The organism is ANME-2 cluster archaeon (assembly GCA_014237145.1).
Taxonomy (GTDB): Archaea; Halobacteriota; Methanosarcinia; order Methanosarcinales; family Methanocomedenaceae; genus Methanocomedens_A.
Genome location: JAAXOC010000008.1, coordinates 1 through 14,010, shown reverse-complemented (window position 1 = coordinate 14,010; position 14,010 = coordinate 1). Strand labels below are relative to the sequence as shown.

At 36.3% G+C, this 14,010-nt stretch carries 10 protein-coding genes; 4 read left to right on the top strand and 6 right to left on the bottom strand.

What is annotated here, in order from left to right; translation table 11 throughout:
• Positions 1–2 precede the first annotated feature (2 nt).
• The 4 genes from HF974_01320 (at position 3) to HF974_01305 (ending at position 6,823) form a co-directional block, all read left to right on the top strand.
• A complete protein-coding gene (locus HF974_01320) occupies positions 3–5,261 on the top strand; it encodes a PGF-pre-PGF domain-containing protein (protein MBC2696984.1) in 5,259 nt (1,752 codons plus the stop codon).
• Positions 5,262–5,642: 381 nt separating this feature from the next.
• Positions 5,643–5,765 carry a DUF4277 domain-containing protein gene (locus HF974_01315; protein ID MBC2696983.1) on the top strand — a complete coding sequence of 41 codons (123 nt, stop codon included), beginning with the start codon at positions 5,643–5,645 and terminating at the stop codon, positions 5,763–5,765.
• Positions 5,766–5,828: 63 nt separating this feature from the next.
• Complete coding sequence (locus tag HF974_01310; protein MBC2696982.1) at positions 5,829–6,299, top strand: IS1 family transposase; 471 nt, start codon at positions 5,829–5,831, stop codon at positions 6,297–6,299.
• A gap of 110 nt (positions 6,300–6,409) precedes the next feature.
• Positions 6,410–6,823 carry a hypothetical protein gene (locus tag HF974_01305; protein MBC2696981.1) on the top strand — a complete coding sequence of 138 codons (414 nt, stop codon included), beginning with the start codon at positions 6,410–6,412 and terminating at the stop codon, positions 6,821–6,823.
• Positions 6,824–6,932: 109 nt separating this feature from the next.
• Here the strand turns inward: HF974_01305 and HF974_01300 are convergent, their stop codons facing one another.
• The 6 genes from HF974_01300 to HF974_01275 form a co-directional block, all read right to left on the bottom strand.
• Positions 6,933–7,922, bottom strand: a complete 990-nt coding sequence (locus tag HF974_01300; protein ID MBC2696980.1) for a glycosyltransferase — start codon at positions 7,920–7,922, stop codon at positions 6,933–6,935.
• A 51-nt stretch (positions 7,923–7,973) separates the two neighbouring features.
• A complete protein-coding gene (locus tag HF974_01295) occupies positions 7,974–9,170 on the bottom strand; it encodes a methyltransferase domain-containing protein (protein ID MBC2696979.1) in 1,197 nt (398 codons plus the stop codon).
• Between the two features lie 41 nt (positions 9,171–9,211).
• On the bottom strand, positions 9,212–9,895 hold the full coding sequence (locus HF974_01290; GenBank protein ID MBC2696978.1) for a hypothetical protein: 684 nt from the start codon (positions 9,893–9,895) through the stop codon (positions 9,212–9,214).
• A 134-nt stretch (positions 9,896–10,029) separates the two neighbouring features.
• Positions 10,030–11,274, bottom strand: a complete 1,245-nt coding sequence (locus tag HF974_01285; protein ID MBC2696977.1) for an IS110 family transposase — start codon at positions 11,272–11,274, stop codon at positions 10,030–10,032.
• A gap of 321 nt (positions 11,275–11,595) precedes the next feature.
• On the bottom strand, positions 11,596–12,141 hold the full coding sequence (locus HF974_01280; protein MBC2696976.1) for a hypothetical protein: 546 nt from the start codon (positions 12,139–12,141) through the stop codon (positions 11,596–11,598).
• Between the two features lie 131 nt (positions 12,142–12,272).
• The gene (locus HF974_01275; protein MBC2696975.1) at positions 12,273–13,685 is read right to left on the bottom strand and encodes a lipopolysaccharide biosynthesis protein; all 1,413 of its coding nucleotides are present in this window, start codon (positions 13,683–13,685) and stop codon (positions 12,273–12,275) included.
• Positions 13,686–14,010: the final 325 nt, after the last annotated feature.

The window sequence follows — 14,010 nt, the reverse complement described above, 5'->3', positions numbered from 1 at the left end:
TTATGTTTGTTGGCTTTAGCGCTATAGTTAGTGCTTCAGACGAACTAACAGGTCAGGCTGTTATATCTGATGATTTTAATTCATCTACACTTAACGGATCTATCTGGACCTTCATTGATCCTCTTGAAGATGCAACACTTATCATGACAGGTACTCAGGCATCAATTACTGTCCCTGCAGGTACATCTCATGATGTATGGGCAAGTGGTAACAATGCACCCCGCATCATGCAATATGTCAGCGATACGGACTTTGAGATTGAAGTCAAGTTTGAGTCTCAACCGACCTCAGAATACCAAATGCAGGGAGTTATTGTTCAACAGGATGATTCCAACTACATACGTTTTGATTTTTTAAGGGATGCGACAAATACAAAGGCATTTGCTGCAAGTTTTATTAGTGGAACTCCCACTGGGAGGAGTAATGTTATCATTTCCCCAGGCAATCCCTTATATCTTAAAGTAAATCGACAGGGAGATCAGTGGACGCAATCTTATTCCTACGATGGCACAAGCTGGATTGAAGCTGCTACCTTCAACCATGCAATAACAGTAACTTCGTTAGGGCCTTTTGTGGGGAACCATGGCGTCCCAGAGAACAGTTCACCCGCCTTCACGGGTTTAATTGATTACTTTAATACTTCCTTTCCTATAGTCCCTGAAGATGAAGACACATCTCCTCCCCAGATTGACCTCTGGTACGGAAATTACCAAAGGTTCGGAGACATTGGTGTCCCCCAGCGGTATGCAAATATCCTGGGCAATGTACATGACTCTTCAGGTATTGCCTCTTTGAACTATTCCTTGAATGGAGGTAGCGATCAGCCCCTCTCCATAGGACCTGATGGTCTCCGACTTCAGTCCAATGGCGATTTCAACGTCGAGATCAACGTCACTGACCTGACATGTGACAGTAATAATTCGGTTGTGATCAGAGCGACAAATTACGCCGGAAACACCACTAATGAAGAAGTGATTGTTCATTACTCCTGCAACAATATCTGGCCGGAAACCTACTCCATCAACTGGAACAGTGTGACTAACATACAGGATCCTGTCCAGGTCGTTGATGGCATGTGGATCAAAGAGACAAACAGTATCCGTCCCTCCATAATTGGGTATGATCGTGCAGTTGCAATGGGGGATAATACATGGGACGATTATGAAGTGACTGTGCCGATCACCATCAATACCCCCATGGATTCTTCTGTGATACATGGTCCAAATGTTGGTATTATTATGAGGTGGCAGGGGTACTATAACGAGGGTGGCGAACAGCCAAGTAGCGAATGGTGGCCGCTCGGGGCGCTCGGAGTATACATATGGGTTCCCCAACTGAACGACTACAGGCTGCAAATTATAGGGAATAACATGCAGCTAATTGCAAATGATGAGAGTGCAAAGCACCTGGAAGTGGGTGTTCCCTATATGTTCAAGATGAGGGCAGAAACGATTGATACTAACACGCTCTATTCCCTCAAAGTGTGGGAACAGGTTGAAGATGAGCCCTCAGAATGGACAATCAGCGGTTATGGTGTTCCGGGAGAATTAAAACATGGGTCTATCATGCTTGCTTCCTATTATGTTGATGCAAGCTTTGGAAATGTCACAATTAGACCTGATCCGTTTGACGATCCTTTAGCAATTTTCAATGTTGAGACTATAGTAGATGCATCTTCTGCCACTATCAGATGGGACACTAATGAGCTAGCGACGAGCAACGTTTCATACGGTCTGAGTACAGGATATGAGAATGGAAGTATAAATGACACAACACTGGTAACTTCTCATGAAATTACTCTGCCGGATCTGACACTTGGGACCAATTATCATTATCAGATTACCTCTGAAGACGAAGTAGGTAATTCCGTAAGTACATCGGACCTGAACTTTACTACTTTAGATGACTCACCTATAATCTCAGATGATTTCAATGCTTCAACTTTGAATACAACATTATGGACAGAATTTGATCCAAAAAATGACGCGATATTTGAAATGGTAGGTACCGGTACCTCTGATGCATGGTTAAACATTACGGTTCCTGCAGGAATATCCCATGATGTATGGGCAAGTGGTAACTATGCACCCCGCATTATGCAGGCTGCAAAGAATACAGATTTTGACATTGAAGTCAAGTTTGAATCTCAACTGACCTCTCAATACCAAATGCAGGGAGTTATTGTTCAACAGGATGATTCCAACTACTTGCGTTTTGATTTTTACAGGGATGCGACAAATACAAAGGTATTTGCTGGAAGTTTTACAGGTGGAACTCCCACTCAAGAGAGTGATGTTATAATTTCCCCTGCCGATAATCCATTATATCTTAGAGTAAAACGACAGGGAGATCAGTGGACACAATCCTATTCATTCGATGGTACAAGCTGGATAGAAGTTACAAACTTCAACCATGCATTAACAGTAACTTCGGTAGGGCCTTTCGTGGGGAACCAGGGTTACCCAGATAGCAGCTATTCACCGGCCTTCACTGGTTTAATTGATTATTTCTTCAATTCTACTTCCCCTATTATTCCTGAGGATGGAGGGGATAACGAACCTCCAACAGTTACCGATAATGAACCCACAGGAACTAATGTTCCCGTAACCACGCAAATAAATGTGACTTTCAGCGAGGCAATGAATCAAACATCTGCCGAGTCAGCATTCAATACATCTCCTGAAACTACGGGGAGCTTTGCCTGGAATGATAACAACATGACCTATACTCCGGATTCTGATCTAACATCTGACACAACATACGGGGTTACCATCGGAACAGGAGCAGAAGATCTGTCTGGCAATCCTCTTGCAACAGCTTACATCTGGGACTTTACAACAGCAGCAGAATCAGATATCACAGCACCAACCGTAACTGATAATACTCCAACCGGAACAGCCGTGCCAGTAACGACCGTGATAACAGTTACGTTCAACGAGTCGATGAATACGACATCCGTAGAAGATGCGTTCTCCATTGATCCTTCGGTTGCAGGAACGTTAAGCTGGTCTGGCGATACGATGACCTTCACCTCAACCGCCGACCTTGCATACTATACAATGCATGAGGTTACCATCGGAACAGGAGCAGAAGATCTGTCTGGCAATCCTCTGGCAACAGCTTACATCTGGGACTTTACAACAGCAGCAGAATCAGACATCACAGCACCAACCGTAACCGATAACACTCCAACCGGAACAGCCGTTCCAGTAACGACCGTGATAACAGTTACGTTCAACGAGTCGATGAATACGACATCGGTAGAAGATGCGTTCTCCATTAATCCTTCGGTTGCAGGAACGTTAAGCTGGTCTGGCGATACGATGACCTATACTCCGGATTCTTACCTTGCATCTAACACAAAATATACAGTTACTATTGGTACAGATGCCAAGGACCTGGCAGAGAATAATATGGAAACCGAGCATACCTGGAATTTCACATCGGAAGTTTCCGATAACACACCACCTATAGCTACGATAACAGAACCAGATGATGGAGCATGCATTAAAGGAATCATAAATATCATTGGAACGGCAAATGATACGAATTTCAAGAGTTATTCAGTAGAATGGAAGAATACTACAGTTGATTGGACAGAGATACGAAACTCGACCGAATCTGTATCTGGTGGAATACTTGCTACATGGAATACAACCGATCTGGAAGACGGTGACTACATGATTAGACTAACTGTTATAGATAACGCATCCAACTCTAATACAACCACAGTTAATCTTACAATCGATAGCATTCAACCTGAAGTTAACATTACCGAGCCTGGAAATGAATCAGACTTAAAATTCTTTGAGAACATAGTTCGAGGAGAAGTCAATGATGATAACCTATATTCTGCCCAATTGACTGTAATAAATGAAGCAGGTGAAAATGTAAGCTCTTATGATCTAAACATCAGAGGTGGTGAGTTTAGTAAGCGTGTAGAATTTGCGCCTTATCAGAATAACACATTAGAACTTGTTGCAGTTGACAAGACAGGAAACTCGAACAGTACAAATGTAACAGTATTTGTCTGGAACAATACACTATTTAATGAGACGGATGTTAACCAAAGTAAACCAGTAATAATTGACGCTAAAAATGAAACAGATACCTTAATAGAATTCGTTTCAAATGTTACTAAATCCAATCTGACTTTTACAGTAACAGCCATAACAAATGAGACCGAGATAAATGAACTTAACAATTCAGTTTTTATTGTATCTGATGAGATGGCAGTAGGAAGAATCGTTGAAATAAACGTGACCGGTCTTGACGTTACTAATAAATCTGAAGTTCAAAGTGTTACGATAAACCTATATTATACAATAGGCGACCTGGACCTTGATGGCGACGGCACTATAGAAACTGGAGAATTGGATGAGAATAACTTGTACATTTACTGGTATAATGGTACTAACTGGACAAAGTTAACAAAAGAAGACAATTCTGATATGGTTATTAACAACGGTCAAGTGAAAATTACAGGAGATGTTCCTGGTTATGTATGGGCAAAGGTAAATCATCTCAGTATGTTTGCTTTAGCAGCACTTCCAGTACCTGAACCCACTGAATATAAAGATAATGACGGCGGCGGCGGTAGCAGTGGCGGAGGCGGCGGCACCTCTGGAGAAAACTATTATAACATTCTCCTATCAGAAACCGACAGGCAGAGCATATTCAAGAACTCAGACGTCTCATTTATTTTCGATCTGGAGGATAACATAGTCAGGCATATCAATTTCACAGCCCTGAAAAGCGCTGGTACGGTGGCCGCCAAAGTTGAAATATTGAATAATACCTCTACGCTTGTGAGCACACCGCCACCAAATAAAGTATATAAAAACCTGAACGTGTGGGTTGGAAACGCTGGATGGGCAACAAATAGGAATATAGCCGATACCACTGTTGTTTTCACTGTAGATAAATCATGGATCACTGAAAACAATATCGATGGGCCTTCAATAGCTCTTTATCGTTACAGCGATGATACATGGCATAAGCTGGTGACCAGAAAGATTGCCGAGGATGCCAATAGCTTGCAATTTGAAGCTGAAACACCAGGATTTTCACCATTTGCTGTAACAGGTAAAGAGGAAGAAGGAGAACCAGACGGAACAGGTATTATTGCAGAGCCTACAGTAACAGTAGATAAAACCCCTGTCCCGACACCAACTGATAAGAAAGGGATACCTGGATTTGGTCTATTTGCAGGCTTGTCGGTCTTGTTGCTAGCAGTGCAGTTATTGCGCAAAAAGAAATAAATGGGGCTGTACTAGCCCCTTTTTTTTTGGTATATAAAGTATAAATTTCTTCTCAAATCTTGATATATTGAAATGCATTTGGCTCTTCCTGGATTCCAAGTTGGTGATTTTGAATTGAATAAGTAGCTAAAAGCACAAAATCGCTGGATTGTTTTAATCATCAGTCGGTTTTAATGCAATTATATATATATATGTAATTCCTACAATTCAAGCCCAGTGGAGCCTATTATAACTATAAATAATTTGATTGATAATGCAAAGTGCTATCAGGTCGTCCGCATGTCGCACTCTCACTTTACGCAGGTAAATCCCAAAAGTGAATCTTTTTAAATTACTTCCTCCATTTCATCAGTAAACTCATCTGAGGGGATGAAAAACTGCATGAATATAACAACAACATCACTATCTCATTTAGGATTAGTTAGCGGAACGTTTGACGAACTTGGTATTGTAGACTCAATAGATACTACCATACCAAAAATTCGAAATCACAATTTATGGTAGTGTCCTAGAATAGACCGCATAACTTATTTCCTATAATATCCATTATTATTTTTGTGATGTTACATGGCTAGACCTCGAAGTAAAATCGATATTACATGTCAGAATCCAGAATGCAAATATTTTTTTGTAGAGTCCGGGAAAGATATAATAAAGCGCGGAAAAAATCGAGCAGGGCATCAACAATATTATTGTAATCACTGCCGTCGTTGGTTTGTTGAAACAGCGAATACACCGCTGTATCATAAACATCTTTCGAAATCTGAGATAATCAACATCTGCAAACACCTTGTAGAGAAAAATGGTATCAGATCAATTGAAAGAATAACAGGCCACCACAGGGATACAATAGGAAATTTAATCGAAGATCTTGCCTTGCATGCTGAGTTAGTAAATTCTATACTTCTTCATGATGTAAAACTTAGACAATTTGAGGTTGATGAAATGTGGACATTCGTAAAAAAAAACAAAAAAAAGTTGAGCCCGGAAGCCCTAATTCAGATATCTAAGGTGATACCTGGATATTCACTTTCATAACGAGAGGGTCGTATCTCATTGTTGCTTATGAGATTGGGAAACGGACAAAAAAAACATGCAAAAAATTAATTGAAAACGTTTTTGATCGAGTACAATTACCTTTTCCAGATATGAAAATTGAGATATTTTCTGATAGACATGATGACTATACAAATACTATTCCTGAATATTATACAGAGACATGTGTTGATTATGGGCAAGTTATAAAAATAAGGAAAGGGGGGAAAATTGTTGATAAAATCAAAAAAGTTATTTATGGAACTCCCAACATAAATGAAATCGAGACTACAGATATCGAAAATATGAATGGTATTTGTCGTGAAAGGCAGGGCAGATTAGTTAGAGATACTAAATGCTTTTCGAAAAAGAAGCCAAAACTCATAAATTCTTTCGAAATATTTCATTTTTATTGGAACTTTATGGATAAGTTGACAAAAACTGATACCCCTGCAATGTTGGAAGGTTTGGCGAACCATCAATGGAATTGGGATCAATTTTTTTATTGTTTAAATTATGCGGTCTAAATTAGGACACTACCCAAAAAAGGATAACAAAAAGTGCAAATATATGTTTAAATTCAAAAGAAGAGATAATTTGAGGTTAAACATAATTTTTGGACAGCCACTAAAATAATCAAATCAATAAACTCCTGTGCTTTATACTGCCTTTCACAAGATAATAAACATTTGCAAAGTCTATGATGAAATATCTCCAAAAAAACAATATTCTTACAAATATCATTATATAATTTCTATCAATAAAAACTCTGGTAACCAAGAAAGCAAATAAGGTAAAAAATAATGGAATTGATACATCTAAATTTAATAAGTAAATAATAAAGGTTCCGATTGCAAAAATAATGTACACATGTGATGGTACGAATACTTTTAAAAAAAGCCGATTTCTATATTCAGGATGCTTTTTAACAAATAGAGGAAGTGATTCTCTCCTTTTCAATCTTTTAAAAATATATTTAAGAATATTAAGATATCGAACCTCATGATAAACTATCATATTTTTGTTTAAATAAATTTCATTCCCTCTTTTAATTAGACGAAATGCTAAATCATCATCTTCACCATATGTCAATTTTTCATCCAAACATGATATTTCAATAAGAGATTTTTTCCTATAAAAAATATTACACGTTGGATATGTTCTATATTTTTCTTTTCCTGTATATGTCGCTACATCTGCATATTCTAGTATTTTATTTTTCTTTTGAATTTTTATTTCAGGAAGAGTTATTCCTTGAACTCCACAAAAATCTGCATTTTTTAATGATTCTAATGCTTGTTCAATCCAAACTGGATCGACAACACAGTCATCATCCGTAAAACCCACGATTTCTCCATTAGAATTGATAATTCCCAAATTTCTTGCGGATGAAGCACCTTTATCTAACTGTTTAATATAACGAAGATTTAGATGACTTTTTATAATGTCTTTTATTATCTTTTCCGTATTGTCAGTTGAGCCATCGACAACAATTATTTCAAAATTTTCCTGTGAAAAGGTCTGATTAAATAGTGAATCCAGTGTCCTTACTAATGACCCTTGCCTATTGAAAGTTGGAATTATGATACTTACTTCTATTCTATTTGCATTGTTTTGAGAAGCCATAGTTTGAATCGCCTCATAGAAAGCTTTTGATTGATTTCATCTGTATATCCTTCATAAAACAAGTATTAATCTTGTCGATAATCCTAAATGATTTAATGTCTGTTGAATTTCGTTTTTATATATCGGGTTAGTTACTATTGCAACATCCGGCTTATATTCACGCAGGAACTCCGGCGATAAGATTTTCAGTCCGGTTCCTGGAATATATTTTCCCTGTTTGCGTGGATTGATATCAATAACATATTCGATATTATTTCCACCCACGATCATATTTAAAAATGTTACACCTTTGGAACCTGCCCCCCATAATACCGCTCTCTGACCCGATTGTTCAATCATCTTTACTTTTTCCTGCCATTCTTCAATTGTAGCCCAAAATATTTTAGTAAACTTTCTAACATCGGATTTCATTTTCTTACTGGCTGCACATTGGGTATTTGGATCATGGGGTGACTTATCAGGTACTGCTTCAATACATAGAAATTGGCCTTTGTAAGTTTCAGTTAAATTGCATATCGAGAATCCACATGAATTAAATAAGCAAGCAAGTGAATTCCTATTGAAGAACGATCTATGTTCATAAATTAAATCCCATATTCCAAGGTCCCTGAGAGTATAACCAACATTGGGTACCTCAAAAAAAACTATGGTATCATTATTCCCTATAATTTTACGAAGATTTGTCAAAAAATCAGATGGGTATTGGATATGTTCCAGAACATGGCGACAACAGATGAAATCAGATTTATAATTCAAATAGTCCTCTGAATAAAAATCCTTAATGAAAGTAATTGTTGATGAATCCGGGCAAATTCTATTCCCAACATTTTCATAACTAGGATCAAATCCAACTCCTTGATTTCCACCTGTTTCACATAGCAATTTTAAAAACTCCCCTTTTCCACATCCGATCTCGATGATACTTTTTCCGTGTAAATTGTAGGTTTCAATCAATCGATCTGCTAATTCCTTAGCATAGCCCTGGAAAAACGGAGAGAAGTGTAATGAATTTTCATATTGTTGTGTATACTCCATGAGGTCGAGATTAAAAGCACAATTGAATATATGTTCACAATCTTCACAAAATACTAAAATAATATCGGATGTTGGGGCACTCAAAGCATCGTCACTTGTTTCCCAGAGAAGGTTGCAATGAACAGGGACCTTTGGAATCTCAAGAAACACATTGGTATTTGATGATCTACAGACAGGACATATACTTTCTTTCTGTGTATTATTTTTGTTCACTAATATATGCTCCTTCAAATTATATTCATTTACCTCTTTTTTCAAAATATTAAAACTGATTTAAGCTCTGTAATAATACCCATTTTATCAATAGTCTCTTGAATTTCATTACAATAAATTGGATTCATAACTATGACTGTATCAGGTTTGTACTGTATTAAAAACTCTGGGGCAACGATCTTCTGCCCAGTCCCAGCCATATATGTTCCATGTTTATTTGGATTAATATCAACTACATATTCTATCTCTTTAAGAATGTTGAGAGTGGTGAGAAACGCAACTCCTTTTGACCCTCCTCCCCATGGGACAACTTTCTGATCGTTTTTCCTTGCCTTTTCCAAATAGCTTTTCCAGGTATTTAAATGATTTTTACAGTTTTTAAAGAAAAAATCAACCTGACTTTTTAGCTGTACTATATCCTCTTCAACAGGTAATGAATTGAATATCCCTCTATGTCCCAATCGTGCTCCTAACATTATATACTGATCGTCATAATCTATCCACATATCTATAACTTCAAAGCCATTATTTCTAAATAATTGAGCCAGAGATCCAGGACTGAAATACGAGCAGTGTTCATAATATATATCCCAAAATGCCTGATCATTCAGGATTCGGATAACATCGGGAATCTGGAAAAATACGATGGTATCAGTTTTGTTGTTAATGGTTTTTTTTATAGTTCTAATAAAATCGGCTGTTTCATATATATGTTCAAGTGTCATTCTGCAGCAAAGGAAGTCGCATTGAATATCTGAGTATTTTAGCATGAAAGTACCCTCAGTCTTAACATCCCGTGACTATCGTTGTAAAGAAAACAACAATTTTCTGGGATGTTAAGATCAAAGATATTTATCTGTCATGTTACATCTGTGTTCTTTTTGTTTACAATTGCAAATATTTCACTTAATATTGATATTCTCTCATCAATGGATATTTCAGCAGTCTCAACAATCTTCCTCTTTTGAATTTCTCCTTTTTGATAACCGGTTTCATCTTCATACATTTCATTGTTTGTGATGAGATGCCATATAATCGTTACAATTTTTCTCGCCAGAGCAATTATTGCCTTTTGATATCCAATTGTTTTCTTCTTCCGGTTGAAAAATTCTTTCAGCTTACTGGCTTTCTTTCTGGAAGCTGCTTGAGCAATCTGGGTTAGTATCCATCTTGCTACCTTTGAACCTCTTTTGGTGATTCTTCCATTATAATATTTATCTGCAGATTGATACACATTTGGTACTATTCCAAGCCATGAAGCAAGCTTGTCTCCCGATGAAAAGTCATTGAAATCACCGATTTCAGCAATCAGTGTTGCAGCACTTAACTCACCGATACCTGGGCAAGACATCAAAATATCCATATCATGTTTATGATGTTTGTAAACGTAATTGAACATTTGTGTTTCCATAATGCTTATTTGCTCATCAATATCTTGGATCAAGTTTAGGCATGTTCGAAGCCTTACTGCAGCACTTTGAGACATTTCACGTTCAAGAATCTCTTTGATCTGCTCACTCTTTTTACGAACATTTGGACTGAGTTTGTCTACTATTTCGTCAAACTTCTTACCAGAACAGATTCCTGATAGAACCATTTTGCCATTCTTACCAAAAATATCAGTGAGTACATCACTGAGATGAAACATTTCCGAAGAAAGAATGGCGTGTGCTTGATTTTTTATATCAGTTCTTTTTCGCACAAGATTGTGACGAAGACGCACATATGATCTGAATTCTCTGTGGTGTTTGGGAAAAACTCTTGAAGGCTTGACCATGTTATTTAAAGCAAGTTGTGCAATAAATTCAGAATCGATCTTATCCGTCTTTTTATGAGAATAGGCCTTCATATCACGTGCATTTCCAACAATTACTGTTACGTGACTAATTAGTGTGTCATAGATTGGAACCCAAAAGTCACTTGTTGATTCACATGCAACAACTTCACACTGATTTCCGATTATCCAAGATTTGAGATCTAAAATTCCTTGGTCATTCCTTTCGAAACGCTTTTGTGCCATTTCACCTGATCGGCTGAGTATTGTGGCTATTAAAAAACGTTTGTGGAGATCTAAACCACAAGCTTTGTTTATTAGTACTGACAACATATATTACCTCATTTTTTAATGGGCAGTGTGATTGCCTCGAAGGCAATTTAGCATCCGTGATCAAAGTCACATTTGAGCTTTCGATGGCAATTCACTGGTTAGTTTTCTGACGGCTTCGAAGAACCAAAATAATGACAACCTATCCTGCCCAAAGAATAGTTGGAGTAATAACAAAAAAAGGTTATGCAAGCAAGCTGTCCCAAAACTAATTCACATTATACAATTCGGCTATATTTTATCATAATTGGGCAATTATTGATTATAATTCAATGTTATTATCCCAGATAGATAGATTTCATTTGATTTGTACACACGCTTTTAGTTTTGGGACAGCCTGCAAGGGGTACTTTCATTTTTTGAGCATGTCATTCGAAGAATTTCATGTGCGTTTTCTGAAAAAAAGTCTTTTTTGATAGATACTTGATATTTTTCCAAATTTTCATTCCGTTCCGGGATATAAGCCGGATCAAAACCCATACCACGATTCTTCCCGATTTCACAAAGCATTTTTAAAAACTCTCCCTGTCCACATCCTATTTCAATGATGTCTTTTCCATGCAGATCATACATATCAATTAAACTTTGGGCTAATCTCCTGGCAAATACATTGAATGTTGTTGAGTAAATTTGTGTTGATTCATATCCATCTGAATATTCATGGAGGCTGGAGTCAAATGAAAAATTTGAAATAAAACCACATTTATTACAAAATCCCAATTTTATATCTCTTTTAGGATATTTTATAGCTTCTTCTTTAGTTTGAAATAATAACACACTATGTATGGGTATATTATCAATTTCATAAATAAATGATATTTCCACTGAACCACAACTTTGGCAAGAACTTTTTTCCAATATTTTCACTTCCTTATATCAATTTCACATAATTTTATTAATTGGTTATTCTCTTTTATATTTTTTTTCTATTTGGACTTTTGTTTAAAATAAAAAAATTTATTCATCGAAATATAAGCTATTTTACATTATACATTTCATCATGATTTAAGATTTGAGCATAAAATTCGAATGTCTTCTATTATTCTTCCTTTTGTTAAAACAATTAGGATGAGTGAATATATAATAATTCCTGAAAATAATAAAAATAATAGATATATTAGAGGATGGTATAAAAAAATATTGACCATATGTGTATATTGTTTAATCATAAAAATAATTATTGTCATTACACACGCAGAAAAAGTTGGAGGAATTAAAATTTTAATAAACCTACTTGTCTTAATTTTCAGGAATCTTCCTACAAAAACAAAATTAATAGGAGTAATAATGATCATTAATAGAGAAACAAGAGCTGCAGCTCCGTTTATTCCAAAAAGCTTCGCAGCCGGGAGAACAAGTATGATCATCAAAAATAATTGTACTCCAGTCAAGATAGTTGCGATTTTAGGCACACCGATGGAGTAATATATACCAGATGTTGTTGAATTGAGCGAAAGAAGTAGCCCTAAAATACATAATATCTGTAAAGGTAGAATGGAAGGACCCCATTTTTCTCCAAGAACTATATTTACGAATTCCGGAGCGAGTGCAAAAATTCCAAAATTCATTGGTATTGATATAATGGAGGTATATTTTAATGTCTTTAGATACGCATTTCCTACCCTTCCAATATCAGATTTGATGGTAGAATATGTCGGAAACAAGACCCTGTCAACTATCGCCATAACTTCTCTCGATGAAAAGGTGGCCCAACTATAAGCGATAAAGTAGTAGCCCAAAACGGTCGGTCCGAGTATCTTTCCCAAGACTATATAATTTACATTGTCAATTAATAAAACCATCAATCCTGTTGCAAATACATATTTCCCATAGCCATAAAGTTCTTTTGCAATTTTTTTATCGAAATATAACTGAAGTTTCACTGGACTTTTGATCCAATAATAGATAGTAGATATTAAGCTCTGTGCTATCCTGCCATATATGATACTCCAAAAAGAATAGCCAGAGTATGCCAGAGCAATTGCTACTGCTGAATATGAAATATAGCCTAAAAGATTGGATTCAACTATCGTTTTAAACCTGAGTGTTTTTGTTAATTTTATTTCTGGTAAAAATCGGAAATTTTCAAGGATAAGAATAATAGCAAGAATTCTCAAAACAGAGGTAATTGCCTGATCGTTGAAAAAAATTGCCCAATAGGGAGCAATAATAAAGATTATAAAAAAAAGAAAAATACCTGTAGCCGATCTCATTATGAAACCAGTCTGTAATGATTCTTCAAACTTGTCCTGTTTTTGAATAATTGCATTAGAAATGCCAAAATCTTTGAACCGATCCACTATAGTGATCAAAATTCCAGCCATTGCAACAATGCCAAAATCAGAGGGCAGGAGTAATCGGGCTAAAATTATTAGAGTGACCGAGTTGAGTATCTTGGCAAGGATTTGCAATAAACCAACTGCACTTAGATTTATTATTGTTTTTTTTGTTAAGGACATAACTGGACTTTACTTTTAAATGATGAGTTATTTAACTTGATATTTTCAGATTAATATTTAATCTTTCTGAACTTTCATTTTTAATGTCATACCAATCCTCTTTAAGAGAAAAAAACACTCAATACAATCAGCTTTTTCCGATTTTGCATTACATCAATTGTTTCAACCGTCATTAACTCGAATTTAATTAATGTGTAACTCCGCACATTTTACAAAAGGGACACATGTTTTATACTACACTTGCAATTCACATACCAGTGATGACTATGTCCCAATG